This window comes from Sphingobacterium prati (genome assembly GCF_013167215.1).
In the GTDB taxonomy this organism is placed as follows: Bacteria; Bacteroidota; Bacteroidia; order Sphingobacteriales; family Sphingobacteriaceae; genus Sphingobacterium; species Sphingobacterium prati.
Genome location: NZ_JABJWY010000024.1, coordinates 385,724 through 407,046 on the forward strand (window position 1 = coordinate 385,724; position 21,323 = coordinate 407,046).

18 protein-coding genes are annotated in these 21,323 nt (G+C 37.1%); 12 read left to right on the forward strand and 6 right to left on the reverse strand.

The window, feature by feature from the left end:
- Window positions 1-2: 2 nt before the first annotated feature.
- A complete protein-coding gene (locus tag HPC41_RS07630) occupies window positions 3-1,169 on the reverse strand; it encodes a DUF262 domain-containing protein (protein ID WP_172393436.1) in 1,167 nt (388 codons plus the stop codon).
- A gap of 670 nt (window positions 1,170-1,839) precedes the next feature.
- On the opposite strand from HPC41_RS07630, the gene HPC41_RS07635 reads away from it, so the two are divergent.
- The 5 genes from HPC41_RS07635 (at window position 1,840) to HPC41_RS07655 (ending at window position 8,387) form a co-directional block, all read left to right on the forward strand.
- Window positions 1,840-2,160, forward strand: coding sequence for a hypothetical protein (locus HPC41_RS07635; RefSeq protein WP_172393437.1), 321 nt, complete (start codon window positions 1,840-1,842; stop codon window positions 2,158-2,160).
- A complete protein-coding gene (locus HPC41_RS07640) occupies window positions 2,157-3,347 on the forward strand; it encodes a PfkB family carbohydrate kinase (RefSeq protein ID WP_172393438.1) in 1,191 nt (396 codons plus the stop codon). Before HPC41_RS07635 ends, HPC41_RS07640 begins: the two co-directional genes overlap by 4 nt.
- The gene (locus HPC41_RS07645) at window positions 3,335-3,934 is read left to right on the forward strand and encodes a 7-cyano-7-deazaguanine synthase (RefSeq protein WP_172393439.1); all 600 of its coding nucleotides are present in this window, start codon (window positions 3,335-3,337) and stop codon (window positions 3,932-3,934) included. The genes HPC41_RS07640 and HPC41_RS07645 overlap by 13 nt, the downstream gene beginning before the upstream one ends.
- A 10-nt stretch (window positions 3,935-3,944) precedes the next feature.
- Complete coding sequence (locus HPC41_RS07650; RefSeq protein WP_172393440.1) at window positions 3,945-5,324, forward strand: deoxyguanosinetriphosphate triphosphohydrolase; 1,380 nt, start codon at window positions 3,945-3,947, stop codon at window positions 5,322-5,324.
- Window positions 5,325-5,486: 162 nt separating this feature from the next.
- On the forward strand, window positions 5,487-8,387 hold the full coding sequence (locus tag HPC41_RS07655) for a DEAD/DEAH box helicase (RefSeq protein ID WP_172393441.1): 2,901 nt from the start codon (window positions 5,487-5,489) through the stop codon (window positions 8,385-8,387).
- Between the two features lie 273 nt (window positions 8,388-8,660).
- On the opposite strand, the gene HPC41_RS07660 is transcribed toward HPC41_RS07655, so the two are convergent.
- From HPC41_RS07660 to HPC41_RS07675, 4 genes are read right to left on the reverse strand one after another with little or no spacing between them, the layout of a single operon-like run.
- Window positions 8,661-9,332, reverse strand: a complete 672-nt coding sequence (locus HPC41_RS07660; protein ID WP_172393442.1) for a YecA family protein — start codon at window positions 9,330-9,332, stop codon at window positions 8,661-8,663.
- On the reverse strand, window positions 9,319-10,335 hold the full coding sequence (locus HPC41_RS07665; protein ID WP_172393443.1) for an adenylate/guanylate cyclase domain-containing protein: 1,017 nt from the start codon (window positions 10,333-10,335) through the stop codon (window positions 9,319-9,321). Before HPC41_RS07665 ends, HPC41_RS07660 begins: the two co-directional genes overlap by 14 nt.
- Before the next feature lie 5 nt (window positions 10,336-10,340).
- On the reverse strand, window positions 10,341-10,832 hold the full coding sequence (locus HPC41_RS07670; protein ID WP_172393444.1) for a Pycsar system effector family protein: 492 nt from the start codon (window positions 10,830-10,832) through the stop codon (window positions 10,341-10,343).
- 1 nt (window position 10,833) lies between these two features.
- A complete protein-coding gene (locus HPC41_RS07675; RefSeq protein ID WP_172393445.1) occupies window positions 10,834-11,061 on the reverse strand; it encodes a DUF2188 domain-containing protein in 228 nt (75 codons plus the stop codon).
- A 115-nt stretch (window positions 11,062-11,176) separates the two neighbouring features.
- On the opposite strand from HPC41_RS07675, the gene HPC41_RS07680 reads away from it, so the two are divergent.
- Genes HPC41_RS07680 through HPC41_RS07690 form a run of 3 tightly spaced genes read left to right on the forward strand, consistent with a single transcriptional unit; the run spans window position 11,177 to window position 12,954 of the window.
- Complete coding sequence (locus HPC41_RS07680; RefSeq protein WP_172393446.1) at window positions 11,177-11,839, forward strand: RNA polymerase sigma factor; 663 nt, start codon at window positions 11,177-11,179, stop codon at window positions 11,837-11,839.
- The gene (locus HPC41_RS07685) at window positions 11,826-12,179 is read left to right on the forward strand and encodes a hypothetical protein (RefSeq protein ID WP_216660693.1); all 354 of its coding nucleotides are present in this window, start codon (window positions 11,826-11,828) and stop codon (window positions 12,177-12,179) included. Before HPC41_RS07680 ends, HPC41_RS07685 begins: the two co-directional genes overlap by 14 nt.
- Window positions 12,130-12,954 carry an ImmA/IrrE family metallo-endopeptidase gene (locus HPC41_RS07690; RefSeq protein WP_172393447.1) on the forward strand — a complete coding sequence of 275 codons (825 nt, stop codon included), beginning with the start codon at window positions 12,130-12,132 and terminating at the stop codon, window positions 12,952-12,954. The genes HPC41_RS07685 and HPC41_RS07690 overlap by 50 nt, the downstream gene beginning before the upstream one ends.
- A 205-nt stretch (window positions 12,955-13,159) precedes the next feature.
- On the opposite strand, the gene HPC41_RS07695 is transcribed toward HPC41_RS07690, so the two are convergent.
- On the reverse strand, window positions 13,160-17,440 hold the full coding sequence (locus tag HPC41_RS07695; RefSeq protein ID WP_172393448.1) for an AAA family ATPase: 4,281 nt from the start codon (window positions 17,438-17,440) through the stop codon (window positions 13,160-13,162).
- Between the two features lie 370 nt (window positions 17,441-17,810).
- On the opposite strand from HPC41_RS07695, the gene HPC41_RS07700 reads away from it, so the two are divergent.
- From HPC41_RS07700 to HPC41_RS07715, 4 genes are all read left to right on the forward strand, one after another.
- Window positions 17,811-18,212, forward strand: coding sequence for a hypothetical protein (locus HPC41_RS07700; RefSeq protein ID WP_172393449.1), 402 nt, complete (start codon window positions 17,811-17,813; stop codon window positions 18,210-18,212).
- A gap of 722 nt (window positions 18,213-18,934) precedes the next feature.
- The gene (locus HPC41_RS07705; RefSeq protein WP_172393450.1) at window positions 18,935-19,750 is read left to right on the forward strand and encodes a phospholipase D-like domain-containing protein; all 816 of its coding nucleotides are present in this window, start codon (window positions 18,935-18,937) and stop codon (window positions 19,748-19,750) included.
- 243 nt (window positions 19,751-19,993) lie between these two features.
- Window positions 19,994-20,221, forward strand: a complete 228-nt coding sequence (locus tag HPC41_RS07710; RefSeq protein ID WP_172393451.1) for a hypothetical protein — start codon at window positions 19,994-19,996, stop codon at window positions 20,219-20,221.
- 95 nt (window positions 20,222-20,316) lie between these two features.
- Complete coding sequence (locus HPC41_RS07715) at window positions 20,317-21,045, forward strand: hypothetical protein (RefSeq protein WP_172393452.1); 729 nt, start codon at window positions 20,317-20,319, stop codon at window positions 21,043-21,045.
- The last annotated feature ends 278 nt before the right edge of the window (window positions 21,046-21,323 follow it).

Genomic DNA, 21,323 nt, shown 5'->3' on the forward strand with positions numbered 1-21,323 from the left:
TTCTATGTATTTAATACTTTTTGAATAATCTCCTTTATTTTATCGTGCCTTAGTTTAACTCTAAATCGATCCCCTGTAGAACTCGAAATTGCAGTAAAAAAAGCTGAATCCGATGCTAACGCATATGCTAGTCCCTCTTTAAAATCTTCTTTGTTTTCAATTAAAATTTTAGCGTCTTCTTCATTTATAAATGAAAATCTAGTTGAAATTGCATCGAATAGCGCTTTATTAACCGGAGGAGTGCGAGATTTATCCAAAGCTATTTTTCTAAAAGATTTATCACCAAAAATAGCATAAGAGATATCCATAGCTTTTGTAAAATCTCTCTTTATAGTGTCTAAATCTTCATCATCAAAAGTTCCAACTTTTGCCATTGCCTTGCTCATATAAGTATCCAAATCGGAATTGTAATCCTCAATTCCCAAAAGATAAAAAGCTAAAAATCTATTTGCAAAGTCACGATCTAGCATTCTATGAGTCTTAATTTTTCCACCAGTCGCTTTAATAAATGAAGGGTTTTGAGCTAACTCTTTTATAAAAACAGATGGTTTACCTTGAAATAAAGCATGTCGGATCTCTTGAGGTTCTAATACAAGCCCCCCAGTATTAATTCGCTTAAATATATTAAATTTTACATCTGTGGGCGTTCCAGGCAAAATTTTATAAATCACCACCTGGTGTTCTTCAATTATCCTTTGTAGATCCATTGATAGATCATCCCATCCAAGACCATTTAATTTTTCCAAAAACTCTAAATTAGTAAGCTTTAATTTTTTTTCAACACAAAAATTTCTAATACTACTTAGTCGTTGAAGTCCGTCTACCACAAGCCACTTGTTATCATCACTTGCATCAAAGAAAAAAGCTGGTAATGGAAAGTTAATTAAAATAGATTCAATTAATCTACTTTGTTTCACCTTATCCCATAAATCGTCTTTTCTTTGAAAGTAGGAATCAGTATCCATTTGAATTGTAAGCCTTTCCATCCTTTTTATTAAAGTATCGAGCGATGGAGTTTTAGTTTCTATATTAATCTTGGCAGGATCAAAGGGTCGATCCATTAAAGAGACTGTTGGATCATTATCCTCTAATTCAATCTCGACATCTTCTTGCATGTTAAGATCTTTATTAGATTGATCATTTAAAGTGTTTTTTGGCTCCTCTGGCATATACTAGCATTTTTTCTATCAAATTTATTGTTTTTTTTACAAATATATCCATATTTGGATATATATCGAATTAATCATCCCTGTATTTAATCTGAGTTACATCGATGAAGAAAAAGCATATCAAATGCTTAAAGATTCATAACTATTAATAACAAGCGAGATACGATCTAATCTAATAACCTTTTCAAATTTCAAAAATCGGACACAATATGTAAAAGGATATATCTGTCAATAGGGCCTTGCGGAATATGCGTTACAAAGTATTCGGATTCTGCACACAGGACATTCTCAAAATATCTATCCTTCTATCTTTTTCCCTCCTTGAAAGTTCAATATCTAGTAAAAGGTTTTAATCCAACCAAATTAGCATTTAGCAAATCGCAAACAAGTTCCTCCAAATCAGAACTATTTAAAGTAGAGAAATCAAAATTATCCATGCGAGAGCAATAAAGTCATAGAATTCAAACGCAGTTTTTTTATTTTTCAAACTTGTCTAAATATAAAAAATATTCATTTTAATTTTTTAGACTTTATAATCACATAAATTACGGTTTCCCTTAAAAATAACATATTTTCTAAGCTATTTTTGTAACAAAGTACTTGCATTTTTTTTATTCAACAATATATTTTATATCTTGATATATATTATTAACCTTTTAAAGAAATTCTAATGAGCGGATCTGGAGGAGAACGCGGATATCAATCATCTGCGCGAGCGCAATTTGATTGCAATAGTGGTACAATTACCACAAATCTTTCAACAATTAACCTAACAATATTATTAACTCATTCTGCTGGAGACATTTTGCAGGTAGAAATTAATGCTACAGGCGCTTTAGTGACAGTAAATGGGAATGGCCAGATCCTAGGATCTATCGTCCACGTAAATACTAGTGACATTAAACAATGTATTAATGATGGAAACAATTATATTGCGAAGATAACTGCTATCAATACACCTGTTTGTACTGTTAATATAAGAAGAATATGATAGCTGTTGTCGGTGGTACCTATAGAGAAATTAATTACGATAATGTCTCTCATGAAATATTTGGTTCTGGTTTCAGATCTAGTAAATTTTTATTGGAGAATAACTGTAAAGTAAAATATGTAACCTTTGGAAATGAAGAGACTTTGTTATATCTGGAGGAAAACAAAAAGGCTTATCCAGCACTAGATTTCAAATTTCTTACGAGCCCTGAATTGATAACCTTTAAATATAGCTTCGCTTTAGACAATCCAATGATCTTTCCAAGTTTGCCAAACATCGTGAAATCAGAGCACATAATGATAAGTGATGACAATATTATATGTTTTGGATTATTAGAAGGAGAAGTTAATATAAAAGGAATAAAGGTAATATACGACCCTCAAACAGCGGTTAAACCGAAAAAATTTTCAGCATTTGGTGAAGCTGAAAAATTAATTTATATAGTTAATAAAAGCGAAGCGGAATCAATTTCCGGTAGCAAAGATATAAAAGATATAAAAACTTTCTTTTTCAAGGAAGAAAAAGCTTATGCTCTTATTATAAAAAACGGCCCACATGGAGCCAAACTATATTATGATCAATATGAGTTTGATATTCCATCATATATTACCTCTAACGTTCATAAAATCGGATCTGGGGACATCTTCACCGGAAGTTTTGGTTATTATTGGTTAGAGAAGGATTTACCTCTTGAAAAATGTGCTTTGTATGCCTCGTTATCTACAGCATATTTTTGTGATATCCAAGCTTATATTGATACGAGTTCAATAGAGAATAAGCAATACAAAGAGCATGTTTTCTCTGACTTATCAGAGAAACAAGTTTATTTAGCCGCCCCTTTTTTCAGCCTTGCAGAGCTAATCCTAATTGATAAAATAAGGACTGCTTTTCTGGATTTTGGTGTAAAAGTATTTTCTCCGTTTCATGATATCGGATTCGGGGATGATGAATCGATTGCAAGAAAAGATATTGAAGGTCTTATGAAATCAGATATTATTTTTTGTGTTTTTGACAATCTAGATTCTGGAACATTAATTGAATCTGGTTTTGCACTAGCGCATGACAAAAAGATCATTGGATATCAAAGAACCTGTGAAAAAAATCATCTTTTAATGCTTAAACCGGCTGATATTAAACTTTATGATAATCTTACATCTGCAATTTATAATACAATATGGAGTCTATAAAAAAAGGAATTTTGTTATCTGGTGGAGTGGATTCGATTTGTTTAACATATGGAATAAAACCCGATATAGCTTATACTATTGACTACGGACAAACAGTAGCTGAACGAGAGATCTATGTTTCAAAATATATAAGTAAAGAATTGGGCATCAAACACAAAGTTATATCTGTAGACTGTAAATCTTTAGGATCTGGAAATTTAGCTAATACTGAAAGTATATCAATCTCCCCTTCCGAAGAATGGTGGCCATATAGAAACCAGCTGCTAATAACTCTAGCTGCTATGCAAGCCATAAAAGATGGAGTTAATGAATTGCATTTGGCATCTGTTAAATCTGATAATTTTCATCGAGATGGTACTAAAGCTTTTTATGAAAAAATAAATGAGTTATTAACCTACCAAGAGGGAAATATCTCAGTGCATGCAGATACTTTGGATTATTATAGTCATGAATTAGCAGAAACCTACAAAGTACCCTTTGAACTTCTATCAATCGCTCATTCTTGTCATATTTCAAACATAGCTTGTGGACAATGCTCTGGATGTAAAAAACAACTAAGGGTAAGACAAGAACTTGGTATTAATTAATTGTAATATAATGAACAATAAGATGACTTGGACGAATTGTTTTTCGTCTCGTAGATATGGATTTGAAAATAACGAAGCAGGAATACGTACAGAATATGAAAGAGATTGGGATCGAATAATCTTTTCAAGTCCATTCAGAAGATTACAAAATAAAACACAAGTATTCCCTTTACCTGAAGAAGTATTTGTACACAATAGACTCACACATTCTTTAGAAGTAGCAAGTGTTGGCCGGTCTTTGGGCAAAAAAATAGGAAAACATTTATCTGATACACCAGAAGTAAATGATAATCAAGAAGCTAAGCGATTCTATCGTAATAACCTTAAAAATGTAATAGCATCGGCTTGCTTAGCTCATGATCTAGGAAACCCAGCATTCGGCCATTCAGGTGAAGAAGCGATTTCTAAATACTTTAGAAAAAAACAAAAAGATATGGATTTCAGAAAAAAATTTTCTGAAAACGAGTGGCAAGATTTAACACACTTTGAAGGAAACGCAAATGCACTCAGAATTCTAACAATGCAACAGAAAGGTAAAGTAAAAGGAGGATTTAAACTCACTTATTCAACTCTCGGAGCAATTATAAAATACCCATGTGAGTCTCTTGGTTCTGAGGGTAAAGATGGCGAAAAGCATTTAAAGAAATATGGCTACTTTAAGATTGATGAAGGTGTTTTTAAAGATATTGCAAATGAGCTTAATTTGATTGTGCATAGGAAAGATCATTTAGTAAGATACAAAAGACATCCTTTTGTTTATTTAGTAGAAGCTGCAGATGATATATGTTATAGTATAATAGATTTAGAAGATGCGCACAGATTGGGAATAATTGAATATGCCGTTATAAAAGAACTTCTAATATCTCTTATAGACTTCTGTGAACCGGATCAGATTAGTTGGATAGAGGAACAAGTTTTGACTTTAGAAGATGATAAAAATGAAGCACTTTCCTATTTGAGGGCTAAATCGATCAATGCTTTAACTTTGAAATGTGCTGAAAGGTTTATAGAGAACCAGTCGAAAATAATTGACGGTGAATATGCAAACACACTTTTAGAAGATATCCGGGAAATTCAACCCACTTTAAAAAAGATTAGAGAAATTTCCGATGAAAAGATATACAATAATATAAAGGTAGTTAAGCTAGAACTAGCCGGATTTAGAATAATGTCTGGATTAGTAGAGGATTTCGTTACCGCAGCACTGACTCCAAAAACAAAAAGAGAAAAGGAGCATAAAAAAGTATTAGAATTACTTCCAAAACAGTTTAGCTTTAATGAAGAAGAAACTGATTATCAAAAAGTAATGCATATAATAGATTTCATCTCTGGAATGACAGATCTATTCGCCCTTAAACTTTATAGAAATTTGAGAGGAATAGAGATTTAAATAATTATAGAAATTTGATACAAGACATCTATTTATATAACAAATTAAAACCTATTAGGTGTTTGTAAAGTCAAATAAAACTGTCAATTATGGCTAAGAATTTTATTTCTGCATTTCCACCTCTTCCAGCTATTTTTAATAACTTTCTTTCAAATCTGATTTATGTCTTATTTCGAACAACACGGTTCTAAGTTTAAACTTCAGCCCGAAAAAAACGAAGGTAATGGTTTACGTAAATGTCAACTTGGCGCGGTTTGGGCGCTCAAAAGTTTTTTCACTACCACAAACCATGAGATATCTGCGCTGGTGAGCTTACCAACGGGGGCAGGAAAGACGGCGCTCATGATGGCTGCTTGCTTTGAGCTTGGCCTTAGGAAAATTTTGATTGTTGTTCCCTCCAAAATCCTACGCCAGCAGCTCTGCATGCAATTCAGTAGTTTGCAGATTTTGAAAGACGTTGGTTGTCTGCCAGATGGAGCTCCCGGACTTAAGGCAAAGGAAATATCCAAACGAATAAAACACAAGGAGGAATGGGTTGAAATTTTGAAGGAATATGATGTAATTGTGGCGCACCCAAATAGTATCTCCCCATACTATAAAGAACTGTGTCCTCTGCCGGCTAATTCAATCGATGCGGTATTTATGGATGAGGCTCATCATGAACCCGCCACCACCTGGAATGCGATCAATGATTATTACAGAACAATTAAACGTATCTTCTTTACAGCAACACCTTTCAGGCGAGATCGAAAAAGGATGCAAGCAAAGCTCGCCTACCATTATCCCCTTGAAATTGCTCTTCAGGATAATATACTCCGACCAGTGGTATTTAAAGGTTCTGCTGCAGGACTGACAGCTGACCAGAGTGATGATGCTCTTATCCATAGTGCGATTGAGACGATCTTGGAGGAGTTAAAAACTTCGCCCAACGCCGCTCTCTTGATCCGTACAGATGAGGTGGTAAAGGCAGAAAATCTTCTGGAGAAATATCAGCAAGCAGAACCAACTCTTAAATTTGGCATAGTCCATTCAAAAAAAAGCGACGCAAATAATGCCCAAACTATACAGTCATTGCGAGACGGCAAGTTAAACGCCTTGGTTTGCGTCGGAATAGCCAGCGAGGGCCTTGATATCCCCAATCTCAAGGTTGCGGTCTTACATGCTACCCCACGATCCATCCCATATACGATCCAGTTTCTAGGGCGGATATCCAGACCTGGGAAGGATCAAAAAGGATCTGCAATCCTGATTGCAAATACCGACGAGGTGAAAGGACAAGTAAGCAGGTTATACAGATCTGACCAAGCATGGGATATCATTATTCCAGGTATTATTGATAAACAGCTGAAAACCGCGAGACATTACAGTTCTGCACAATGGCGTCAGAACGACTTCGAGTTTCCTGAGCTCAATGTGTTCTTTAGCGTATTGGTTTATCAGGCACCTTCTGGATTTCAGTTTGCAAGCGGATTTGAGACCCAGATCAATGGCGAGGTGGAAATTGTACACACACAACAGGAAAACCCAGATTCAGCGCTGGCCATCATCACCGGTTCCTTGAAACCATTGGACTGGTCAAGCAGAATACTATTTACCGAGGATGTTCTAGATGTCCATCTTTTTTATCATAATCCTACTTATCAGTTGGTATTTGAATTGACTACAAGTGAAAAAGCACTTAGGGCGTTCCGTTCAAAATTAATCACATCAACACTAAAGCCGATCCCATACGGTAGGTTATTCAAGGTATTGTCGATATTCAAGAGTGGAGACTACATAATGGTCGGCATGAAAAACGCTGTCGGAACTGGCGCATCACAACCTGCCTACAAAACGTTGATTGGCACCGCGGTCCAATCCTCCATTAGGGCTAGCGAAGGCCGTACTTTTGGCGCTGGACACGCATTGCTCAGACTGGATGAAGATAATGCCTGGGGTATTGCTACAAAACGAGGCAGGATCTGGGCCATGCGTAGAGGATCTCTTTCGGAATGGCAGGATTGGTGTGATGAACTTGGTAATTTGATGCAGGGACCTCCCACGCAATCAATTCCCAATCTGGGTTTTCTGGCTACCACTAGACCGGTCAGTGCTTTGCCAAGCAAGCCAATGGCAGCTATTCTGGATGATTGGTTTTTTCGCCTAAGCACCTTAATTATCCAGGTCGAAAATGATACTTTCCGGAACGTCCTCCCAATTGTAAAAATTGACAACCTCACTGCGCAAAAGATACTAGAATGTACCCTAGAAATTGATTCTTTCAAATGTCAGGTGACTATGGATCTCACTCAAGACAGAATATGGAAAATAATTCATACTACACCAATAGCGGTCAGAGCCGACCATCATGAACAGCAGGTTACAGAGGACAACCTGGAACAGCTATTGAACGACTATCCACCGACGCTCGTGATGCAGGAGGGAAATGTTATCATCGGAAATAATGAGATTACCCCAAACCGCCAGATTGAATCCCTACCATCAGCACTCTGGGTAAAAGAAGATTGGAGTAACTGCAAAATTACAAAGGAAAGATATGACAACGCAGCCCCCGCTAATCAGCTACCGGTGATAAACGCAGTTGTCGAAAAGATCAAACCAAAGTTTAATCCGGCCACTGATGTACTGGTACTGGACGATGGTAGTCATGAGATTTCGGATTTGGTTTGGTTTGATGGAACAAACAAAATTATCACCTTTGTCCACTGCAAACCTTCATCAAAGGACACTCCGGGTTGCAGGGTGAAAGATTCCGATATCCTATTTGCCCAAGCCCTACGTTGTGTCAATTGGATTTCTTCTACCCAGCTTTTAAATCAGCTTAATACTCGACTGACTCAAAAATCAAACCTGGTTTTAGGTACGAAAAAGGTATTTTATGATATCCGAGATGATTTCGCAGCCAATGCCTGGAAATTCCGAGTCGTTCTAGCACAACCTGGATTCGATCACAACAAAACTTCCAAACAAAACCGCAAGAATAACAACGTTTATGAATTAGCGATCCCTGTATATGAACGGATCATCAGCTGTGGTGCTGAAATGGAGATCTGGTGCTATTAGTCAACTTACTATTTTTTAGGCTATGCCAAAAATCATCACAACTTCCCATCATTGCCATTTTGTCGATCCAGGCCTCAGGGCATAGAATGGATTTACCTAGTTTACCTAACTAAAGGATGTGCGATCGTTGTTATGCCAAGTATTCAACTACTACCCTCTTCGGGGTTGGGACCTGTTTTTAAAAACTTTTTCGGAAGCTATTGACTTCTAGGTCGAGTTAATTCATTGAAAGAAATACTCGATTATCTTTATAATTATTTAAATTAAAGCTATTTAGCTAGCCCCAGCTAAATAGCAAGTAATTTTCTCTAAATCGGACTTGATCTCCTCGTAGCCGAATGACTTGATGGTCTCTATCGACCGCAAATGACAGTGCTTAGATTTAAGCCCGCTGGAACAGGGACATTTTTCATTTCTTCCCAAAGCATCTTTCCTCAACACCATTTGCAAAATGGCAACCGTTTTTTCAACTGATGGGAACTTAAGATCTTCCAGATAATATTGGATAATGCCAGCAGTATGGTGGGCATATTCTTCGCCGGCATACTTCTTAGATTCAAGTCTATATACCTGATTAGCAAAAAAGGTATAGACTTTCTCGGCGATGAAATCTGTTAGTTCAATTCCGGTTTTTGACAGGGCTAAAAGTGATTGCTTTGCATCTAGGCAACAAATACCTTCAGGCGAAACATGCCAGTCTATATTACGGGGAATGATTTCGCTTCGCTCGATCACGACAGGTACGCAAAATGGGTAGCCTTTGGGAACTAGGATCATTATCTCGAATGTATTCCAGTACGCCCCGGCGATATCACAGATATCAAGTTTCCCAGACACTACCCACAAGTTACTTTTTTTGTCCCAGCCATAAGTAAGCTTCGGAAAGCGTTCCTTCACTTCCGCAAAATCTTTTTCAAAAACCGACTTCTTTTTATTTAAAGTCATAATAAGGTTTGCTAGTGGCTGCAATTGGTGCCAAGTTCACCAGATTTCTGTTTGGTATCGTTACCGCCTTTTGCTTGAGCTGCAATTGCCCATATAGATCTGTCGCTATAAAATCCTGTCGTTTGAGAAAAGATAACCAATTAAAGTCATATTGTGTATAGTTAAACCTTTCATCTGGAATTTGAAAGATATAACGGTCATTTTCACTTTTCGTTCTGTGGCATACCGGGGTATAATAGTCGTTAAGTGCTGGAGTTTCATTTTTGACATAGTCACCAATCACAATCCCATTGCTCATAGCTCGCGATTGCATCTTACTGGCTAGACTTGTGTGCAGGCTGCAGGTGGTAACCTCGCTGATCTCTCCGATCCCAGCCATACCCCATATGACATCCCTATCATAGCCAAGATCGATACCGATTCGCGTGAATATATTTTCTATTCCCTGTTCATTGAACAACTTTCTCAGGTCTTCCTTTACAAAATAGGTGAATACACTCGCAAACTGAAGGGACCTTTGCACCGCCATGGCAGCGGACATATTCTTTCCTCCGAAATAGACGAACAGGCCATCACCCTGTAGACGGTGTACATATCCACCGAAAATTAGACAGGTGTGTATTGCAGCTCGTTGTATAGTGTTGGTGATGATCCAAACGGTCTGGGGCGTATATTTCTTAAAAAGGTTCGTAGAACCTTTAATATCAACGAACATAGAAACAATGTAATGCTCCTCTAATCTCTCTGAATGTTTGAGATCAGAAAAATCAGGGTGAAGTCCCAGGCTTTGATCGAAGTTTGGAGAGAGACCTAGTTCCCTTGCAAAATCCGCTAGATTAGGAAGAAGACGCTTTTCGGGGACAAGTTGGTTAAAGGTTTTATACTCCATTCCCTTTTTCAGATTGGTTGCCGAAGAGGAAAAGTTTTCATTCATTCTTCTGAACTTCGGATCCGCCTTCATTGCTTCGCGGATCGGCTTTAAATAGTCGTCGTAAATATGCATAATATTTATTTTAGGTTACAGATTATGTTAATAAATAAGGGCAGAAATAGGTAAAATTGAATGGTAAATAGTATACCTGCAATTTTCAGTTTATTGAACTTTCTTTTCAGACCACAAGCAAGCTGATGAACCTGGCACCTAAGATCCTTGAGTTCGACATCCATGTCTATCATTGCTTCCGACTCCAAACAGAATTTACCAATTTCCATACAGCCGATAGATCCAAAGAAATGAAGCGAATCACTATCCTTTCCAAAAAACGGCGTTGTAGCGGTTACAACAACAATCATGTTCGCTACTCCGAGCCCAATCAGAACAATCATCAGCATGTGCGTCCAAAGTCCACAATCAACGTACTGGTCTACCAAAAAGTAACCAGCGACAAGTCCGCCCACTATGAATGTGCTCAGACCGAGGAAGACTGAACTTTTGTTGTTAACACTATCATAGTAGTGATCGAATCGATCGATACAGTATTTTAGTCTTTCTTTTTCCATCCTATCCTTTGATATCTTTCGGGTCATTGCCGTAACTGTTTTTCTCACGAAACTGTCCATGACGATTCTGAATCGTCAATTCCGAATTGTTCCTGATGGCTTGCTGCCTGCCAAAGTCAATCGCTTCTTTTTGGGTATCGAAAATCTGGGTTACCCTTTGGTTGCCTGCTGTTCTTGTTGCCCAGTCATCTCCATGTTTTACTACAAATACGTCTTTGTTCTTTTTCATATTTTTATTTTTTGTTAAATGAATAATACTATCTTTATGTAGCGGACGGTATCCACCTATGCTACCAAAACCATTACCAACGGTTTTGGGTATATTAAATTGATCGCTTTTATAAATGGCCTGGCAAGACCTGAAATCGGAATCCACTGAAGACTTGGTAACCTACATTAGTTGGTTTACCGATAGAGATATGCGCGAACAGGCACAGGATGCATTTATAGCCTTCTGTTTTCGTTTCCAGGCAGACTTAGCGAAAAAGTGCAGAGTGATTAGTAGAAATAGAGGATATGACCAGCATATTGCTGACGACATCGCGCAACGAACATTTGAACGATTTCTGAAATATCCCAAATACGTTTTTGATAAAAAAAAGGCAAAGGATTATGATTCGGGTATCAAGTTTTATCTGTATCGGATGGCGCAGAATATGTTCAATGATTTTTACAATGAGCAACACAATCCTAGTCCTTTTACTGGTGAGGAGGAACTTATATATGATATGCCGTCTTTAGAGGCGCTAGATGCAAGACCGGAGAAACTCAAAGAAATAAAAGAAAAATATGAATTGGTCCAAAAGGCACTGGAGAGGCTTTCTCCCAAGCATAAAATCATATACCTCACCTATCAACAGTATGCTCAGCAAGGTTTCAAACTCCCCAGAGCATTGACGGAAAAACTCCGGACGGAACTACAGTTGACCCAGGCAACAATACAGTTTTACAAAAAAGAAGCGTTTGACAAGATTAAAGAGTACCTAGAAATTTATGGCTCAAAATAAATTACATATCACTCCTGACAACATAACTGAATGGTTGGCATCCACTGGATTTTTGTTTCCACGGAATGAGCTGGAATTGGCTCGTTTTGACAAACTTTATCCGGAAGAGGCAGAAGACACTTCCAGTTTTCAGGTTGATTTTGATAAGATCTTTAATGGAACTCTGAAAACCAGGACAATACCATTAAAAAAAGAAGCGGAAGAAAAAGATATTATTCCTTTGAAAATGATAGCTAGAAAGGGCTCTAATGTTCCCCAGCATATTTTGGACAAAATGAAAAAGAACCAAGATGGAAGATCAAAAGATGATAACGGGGCATCGGAAAAAGGAACTGAATAAGATAGCAGACTTTGTTTCAGTCCAATTTTCCACAAAGAATGTAACGCGGCTCGACCTGATCGTCGAGTCTGAACAAATCAATCTGTATATCGATCATTACGAAAATTTCTTTGACGGGATGCTCGTGTTCGATGAAGGGGAATTCCACATACACTTGAATATCGACAGAAAGAATAGCTTGGAAACTACCAGGGGAAGATTTAGCCTGGCTCACGAAATTGCACATTATTACATCAACGAACATCGTATTGGCTTGCAAAATGGCCTATTAGAACCGCACGGCTCAATTACAGATCTTAATAACAGTGATCCTATTGAACTGGAGGCTGACTACTTTGCCGGCTGTCTTTTGATGCCCTATGATAAATTATATTACTTTGATCAGGTCAAAAATTTTTCCCTTGATAAGATCAAGGCAATTTCCGAGAGCTTCCAAGTTAGCCTTTTAGCAGCGACCATACGATATTGCCAGACCTGTATTCACGAGATGATGTTTGTGGTTTCGGAAAATAACATCGTAAAATGGTATGGAAGAAACGAATATTTCCCCAAATGGCCATTTCGTTTTAAGGTATACGGAACTTTACCGCCGACGACCGTTGCGGGCGAATTCTTTACTAAACCAGATAGCAGATTTTCTTCCATAGAGGAAGTCAATCCAGATGACTGGTTCTTTCCTTTTCTCAACGATTACCGTGCCAATCGTAAAATGAACGAGCAGTGCTTTTACGCAGATAACTATGGTTATGTGATTAGCTTGCTCTGGTTCAAATGATAGAGTTATATATTGCATTGACTCGTCCCACTTTGTACAACTTATGTTCAGTTATTTCTTTTGTTTAATAATTTCTATGACATCCATTTAATTTGAATTTTAATTTATTTTTTGAACCTGACTCCGCTAACGAAGGTTTCCAAATTGGATCTGTCATTTCCCTAATTGTCTTGGGGTTATTTATTTAGATAAACAAAATCTAATATTAATTAAGCACATTTTCCATTGCCTCCAGTGCCTTGATTCGGATAGCAGGTATTTTCAGCATTCTGTCAAATTCATCTAGCGCTTTTTTCTGCTCTGTTGCATATTTGAATTTTAGGCTGCGCAGTTTGGAGTAAATCGCCAGCACCAAAATGAGCGGTTCATCTCCCATATATGCAGTTTCCCGCATGTCTACATCGAACGGGAGATTCATTTTACCGAGGAGTTGCAGGCATTCGCACGGATATGAAGCTGTACATTCAGTCAAGTATTCAAAAAGATACCTAGGATCTTTTGCAAAATGTCGGGTAGTAATATATTTTTCAATAAATGAATAGAGTTCCAAAAATTGATTCGTCTTAAATTTCCTCAACACTAAGCCTGAGAATTCATGTGATAGGTCTTCACCGTCTTGAGCCAGGCATCGATCTAAAACCTGAATGCTCCGTTTATCTATCCCATTCTCACCGACTAATAGTTTTTCTGCTACAGTTATTGCGCATTTTAATACGTCTCCACCAAGCTTCATAAATTTATCATACAAAGGATAATCATCGATACGTTCAAAAATCCAGCTGGAAATAAAAAAATAAGCGTTCTTATAAAGTTCACTATGTCTCAACACTTGATCAAAATAAAACCCCATCTGGTAGTGGAAGGTATTATTGTAATATTGCGCGGTATTGATGGAATGTTTCAGTATGTCCAGGTCGTTATATGCTACCAGTGTTTTGAAAATTTCAAAAGACCTGTTTAAGTTCAGCTGGTTGAGGTAAGCGATATTGGTCATTATCCCACAGGATAGCGTCTTGGTCGGAATCTGCCCTGGCCTTAGGATATATTCAATAGTTTCAAAAACCGTTTCGCTATATTCAGGAAAGGCACCTAAATGCATTAAGTTGTCCATTGCAATACCTCTTGGAGTGTTGATAAAGTCACTGATCTCCTGACCTGGATTGAGTCTGTCGTTTTCATGTGGTTCCCATTTGGCTACTTTTACCCAGAATTCTACAATTTCCTGGGTGACGAGTTTGTGTTTAATTAAAAACACGCTATGCCATACCGCATACTGTGTATACTCTCGGTCATAGGATAACCGGATTTCTTTTTTGATAAGTTCTGCCGTTTTAGGAATGTTGTTTTTTGCGCTGATCAATCCCGAAATACCATGGGAAATGTATTTTGGGGAAATACCATCTTGATCGAACAGTTTATCAATGAAATCGTAAAAATATTCTGGATTTTGTTCTACCGCTTTTTCGAAAGAGCGGCCGTGTTCAAGGATATCGCCCCTCATAAAATCTTCGTGCTTGTAGCCCTCATGTATTTTGCGCATGCTGGAAAGCCATGCCTTATGGTTAAATTTGTCAAAATGTGGATTGCTAAGTGGAGACTGACCCCCACCCCACCTCATTCCACTAGCTTCCATTGCAATGTTATGGTTAATTTCGCCGAATTTTCGCTGAAGTTCCAAATATGATCTGCGTATTTTCTGATCCATTTTTAGCACTTCTGAAGGAAGTCCCTTAAGGAAAAGGTATTTCTTCTTGCCCAAATTTGATATTAAACGGCGCTTTCCATCCTCAAAAGTCCAAATGTAAATTTCCCGAGGGCTACTAAGGTTTAATAAGAGAACTTTAATTGCCCGGTATTGGCCGTTATTAAAGAGCAGTATTGAACGGGAGATCAGCATGCGGACCTGGAGCGAAAAGAAGTCATCCCAACCTTTTAATCCATTTTTTTGGTTGAGAATTTCAATCAGTTCGAAAATCTCGTCTATAAATTCTTCCGCACGATCCCTTAACAACTTGATAAGCAAACAAATCAACACTACGTAGTTACTGTTTTTCTGATTTTGATAAAGATCTAATAGTTCAGCCCTTTCGCAAGTCAGGTAATAGCGCAACAGGAAAGATTCAAGGTATTTCTCATCAGCTCCATCTTTGTAACGTAGTCCCCTATCATAATGACTGGAACCTAGAAGTGGAGAGGAAATCCTCCCATACTCTCCAAAGTATGCATTTTGTGTTTCCTCAAGAATATTAATTTGGACATTCAGAAGAAATTCAGCTGTGGAGCGTGGATCTATTTTGAAAAGATGCTCGACAATCCGATCATACCGGTAATCAAATTTCAAACGTTCTTTTTCCTTTCGCTGAGCAACGAAAATCGGTTTAAGTTTTTCAAGAACAAATTTGAAATCAATTATTGCAATTTTCTTCAGCATCTCAAAATACCATAGTTCATTATTTTCCGAATAAGGATAATATTTTTCAAAATAAGGCAATAGACCTACCTTCCATTCTTTAATTGAATACAGCAAGTTTGCAATCAGGTTTTCTTGGTTAGGTAATGCTGAACATTCAATAAAATTGAGAATTTTTTCTGGAAATGCATTAAGGTTTCGGTGCAAAATTGGATATAGCTCATTGGTGCCTTTAGGCAAAAGATTATTTTCCATCAAAAACTCCATCCACCCAGCAGAATTGAAGACTTCCCCAAATAACGCTCCATGTTCACAATTCAGCATTTCGTAAACCATCTGCTGTTCTTTTTCCGATGGCTGCTCGACCTGTCCTAAGGTGGTGATGAAAAGGTAAAGGATATGATAACGGATGTTTTTATCGCTTAGAATATTTTTATACAGGCTGATATATATGGTGTGATCAGCCTCACGAAGGTAATCTATTACATTTTTTATCAGCGAGCGAATATAGAGGTTTTGTTCCTGCTCAAAGATATAGGTCACAAGGTCCATTTGCTTATCAACAAACCATCTGGCCAGGTAATATTCATAGAATGACTGATGGAAAAAAGATAATTTTGCCCCATGCCTTATCAGGATTCCATGCGATATCAAGTAGTCGATTTCTGAAGAGAAGGCCTCCAGGTACCGCTCTTCGATTATGTTCGGCAAATTGGAGTACATTCGCTGGACAATCAGTGCAAGACAGTCTGTTATCTTCAAATGCCTCGCTTTTAGTACTTGGAAATAAAGTTCGGCATGTAGCCTAGAAACATTAATTTCAATACTATTTCCGAGCAATCTATCCAGATCTGGAATTTTCGTAAAAAGCTCCAAATTATAAGGAATACGTAAATGTTCAAGCAGTGTATTATTCTTAATGTTTATTGTGAGGGTTCTCAGTACAGAAGAAACTTCTTCAAGAGATAACAAATCCACCTCTATATGTTTTACATGTTGCAGGTCGTTAAACCTGATCAGGTCTGCGTCGTAATCAAGATCAAAAGTTCTGGTAGAGAGGATAATCTTTACGTTTCTTTTTTCAAGCAGGTAATCAATAAGGGATAAATAGGTTTTCAGCCAACGGCGGTCTGTAGAAAGTGTTTGAGACAGGGCATCCAATTGGTCTAACAAAATTACAGTCTGTTTTCCTGAGGCTGTTGCTTTAGAAAATATATCTTCAAATGAAATACCTGTACTAAATAATTGTTTGGCAAGATCTTCTGCATTTGTATCATAAAACTGATCGCATTTTATGGCTAGTATATGTTGTTTGTTATCACTGATGAGTTGGTGATAAGTATCTGAAATGATGGTGGATTTCCCCACTCCTTTCCTCCCTTTTATTACCAGTACATTTCCCAAGATTTGTTCTCCCTGTGGTTCGCTGGTGATCCATTCCAGCACTTGCAAGGTTTGTTTCCGTTTTAAATGGGTTTGCGTATTATTTGAAAAGTAGTTCTTTAGTGCACCAAGAAAATTAGAAGCTCTTGCAAGCTCCGTTTCAAGGTTAAATTCTTTAGGTGCTGTTCTTTCGAGCATCAATTTTATGTCCTGTTTGACGTGCTCATCAAACACTTGGTCATAAAGCCCATGTTGCTTTAGTTCCTCAAGAAGTTCAAGACCGTCCATTAGCCGTATAAAACCTGTTCCCAGATCAAATTCAACCTCCTGTCTTTGTTTCCATTGTGCCCACCAAATATGTTCTTCCTTTGTCAACTGAATAGGTAAACATAACGTCCAGTTGCTCGCTCTGAAATTATCTGCTAAAATAACTTTGCGGAAAGATGAACCGATTTGCTGCTTCTGGGAGGGACCAAGTCTATTAAGGAAGAATTTACACTGGAATATATCTGCCTTAGCTGTACCTAAATCGCCAATAAAGATATCAATACCTCCATCGCCTGAACTTGATTGTGGACTTTTTACATTTCGTTCAGGAAATTTCCTGATCAGTACTGCGGTGCATACTTCCTCAAAACGGCTTCTTGCACCTTCAATTTTATATTGCTTGGCTAGATATTCCCATTCTATCATAAATTTCTACGCTACTTAAATATTTGAAGGGGTTGGCTAGTGCCCTCAAAGCAATAACGAAATTAGCTAGTACCTTTTTGAATGAATGAACTACCTTATACAGATTATCTACTAAAATGCAACAAGCAGTCTCTATCCAATTGTACCCCTTAGGTCGAATTTAGTTCAAATACTTAGGAGTTCAAACGATGTGTAAAACTTTTTGACATACGGGTATTTGAAATAATATAAATGATAGTTTGAATACTGTATTTTCCTTTTATCGCAGGTCCTATCCAACAAGGACCTGCTGATCTCCATAACAATCTCATTTTTATCTAACCCTTTTATTTTTTATTTTAGTAATCATATTTAATAACCAAAAAGACTTATGAAGGAAAAGACAAAACAGATCATTGAAGCCCACTATACGAATATAAACGACACGAATGCCTTAAAAAAGATTTTTCAGGAAGTATTGATTTATTACGTTGAATTTCATAACACGCCTACTGATATTATTTGTGAAGGCGATGATTCTCTCTTCTGTTCTATTCATCAGTTTTTTAGTTCAGAAGATGCCCATAATTGTATCGGCTGTAATATGAACGAATCCAACCGCAGGATCGAAACATTTTTACTGGGTTATCGCCTCTTTAATGACGAATACACCACCTTTACTACTTTTATATTCCTACTATACCTCCAGGTGGAACAGATATTTGATATTTCGATATCGTCAAACTTCCTGAACCCTACAAGCAAAAGCACTTTCAGGTATTTTATGAGGTAAAACGCTGGGCCAATTTCTTAAAACATCCTAAAACATTTTGCCTAGTACATCATCCCATCTGGACTTATGAGGATGATAAAGATGATTATTCAGAGTCAGACTCACCAATCATCAAAACCAAATTTGTCAACCGGTATTACAGTGGCGACAAACATAACAATGAACTATCCAACGCATTACTCAATAAACAGGATCTGAAAGTAATATTCCCAAACCCATTTTCCTTAGTAAAGCGCTTTTGTGAAGCCCAGAAAAAGTTTGTCCTTATCATAAAAGACAATCTGATCATACGCGAGATGCTTGATGATAAAGCAACTATCAGAGACTATTACGATTCATTTGCAGATCAGGATACTTCTTCAAATGATCTATAATCTTATCTCAAATTTTACTTTACTATTTAAGCACCAGTAATTCCGCTGCAAAATACACCACCTTGGTTTAGAGTTTTAGAAGTCTGATTAAAATGTGACGGTATCTGGGTATTTCGAGTAATGATGCCAGTGATTTCGGTCAAACCGTGCCACATAAAGGATTGAAAGAGCTTAAGGAGTTGCATTATTCCTTTATCAGCAAATTAACAGATATGAAATAAAGAGTAGGGCTAGTAGTAAGTATCTATAACTGGGTGTCGATTGAAATAAGCCTACATTCTTTGAAATCAAGATTTCGCTTGCTTTGATAATGTACACAAAATTTGTAATTTGTGATAAGATATTTCTATGGCAAAATTTTTGACAACAACCGGCACCGCATCTTGTATTGAAGATATTGTAAGAAAGGCTTTAAATCAATTGACGTTAATTACACCTTATCTCAAATTGAGTTGGCAGTTCGAGCAGCGGTTAAAAGACGCGAATAAAAGGAAAGTAAAAATGACCATTATATATGGTAAAGTGGAACTGTCAAAGCCTGAATTGGAAAAGTTGATGGCCCTGGAACACCTTGAGCTTTTATTTTGCGAGAACCTGCATGCTAAATGCTACATAAACGACGAAACTATGGTGATGTCGTCGATGAACCTACATGAGTATTCTGAAAGATATAATCGAGAGATGGGTATCTTATTTACCAAGAGCGATGATCCGGAAATATTCGAAGATGTTTTGATTGAAGTTGAATCAATCAAAAGTGCATCCCGATCCATAAAAAACAGACTCTTTAGTCCGAAAATTGAAGAACCTTATATTAACTCTACAGATTTTCATCTGCCTTTGATCCAAAAGTTGCTTGAATCTGAATTTCCTGATAGAAGCTTTTACATAGAGGATTCCATTCTAAAATGCGACTATACAGAGGGACTCCGGCTTCATGTCGATCAAAGGGCAATTTTTAGATTTGATGCTTTCAATGGCAAAGCAAAACTTAAGAAGATGCTTGACTCTACCGAATACAATGCACGCTGTTTTTGGAACGAAAAGACGCTTCATTTCTATCTTCCAAAAGGTTATCAACCGGAAGTATCTGAGGAAGAGCAAGAGTATATTTCAGAATACCTGCTAGATTTTATAAAGACGGTTGCAAAATTTATAAATTAATGGCTATGCGTGTTAACTATATTGAAAAATACGGTATTAATACCCCCTCGATCTTATAGACCGAAAAGTTTAAGGGAGGTTTAGATAGCTATTAATATGTGACTTTGCCCTCGTGACCAGCTTAATGTGGCAAAAAAATAATAAAATATTATCTGATCTTTGAGGAAAGATTGAATTGTTGACCGAAACAATCTTAAAGTAGAAATCGCTGATATCTTTATATTTGTGCAAAACAGTAAACTTATGTCGAGATCGGTACGAAAAACTAAAATATTCGGAATTACCAATACGGAATCGGAGAAACAAGATAAAAGGCGATGGAATAGGACTTTTAGAAAAGTTTGCAAAAAATTAATACGCTTAGAGAAAGAGGCTCCTATTAAAGTTCGTAGTATCACTGAGGTCTGGGATGGCGCGAAAGATGGAAAGCGGTATGATCGTGGTGCTACGAAAATAAAAATGAGAAAATAGTGGATTATTCATGTTCTGTGTTTTCAAACATTGAAAAATGCGAATGAGTGAACTTTACAAGAACATATTTTCAAAGAACTTTATATACAGAAAGAATGGAAATTAAAACTCTTATCACCACATGTTTACTCTTAAATACGATCTTTTTTACGGCCGCTTTTGCACAGCAAAAGAAATTTGTTTTAGACCGCGCATATTCATTTATAATATCCGATGGAGAGATGGGGCGCATAATTATAAAAGATAGTCTTCTTATGAAACTCCATGGTAGCTTACTTGAACTAAAACAACCATTGAACCTAAACTCTAAAGACTGGGAGATTGAAAAAACGAACAGAATCATCCGACAACAAGCGCATGGTGATAGCTGGTTGATAATGACAGAGTCCCTCGACAGCAGTCCTAACACAACAGTCCCCTTTCCTCCAAATAGATTTTCCATTACAGTTTTTCGACGAATTACAAAAAACCAGATAGAAACAGCTGATGTAACTAGCCAAGTAGAGCGTCATGTGGCAGATAGCATCATGGACAAAGGAATCGTTACAGATAATTGGTTTTTCTACACTTATTTTAGTGATGATAGATGGCGCGAACTTGCCTCACTTCCACCAATAAAAACGAAGGATGAAGCCGAAAAGATCATGGGTATATTAAAAAGTGAAGAAGTTAAAAATTGGGTAGCACCCTATAAAAACAACCCCGTCAAGGAAATGTATGGATCTGGAGTATTTGCAGAAATTATAAATCGAATTTGTATACAACTTCAATATTCACCTATTTTCGCATCAAAAGTATTACAGGCATTTGAACAGAAGAAATAGCGAAAAGCTTCTGTTTTGGTTATTTTGCTCATAATATCCTTCGTATTTGGCGGTGCTATCGCATTTATCGGAATTATCTGTCTATGGCAATTATCTAAACCTTACTTAAAACTGGAACATATCAAAATAGTCATGCTGCTCAATTAAGGAACTACGACTGGGCCGAAGCTGACCTGCCTATTGTAACGAGTATATCGCTTCCACTGCATCAATTTAATAATAGCAGCTATCTGCGTACAGAAAAGCCCTAAAACAAAAAGAGCTTCCCTCGGACCGGC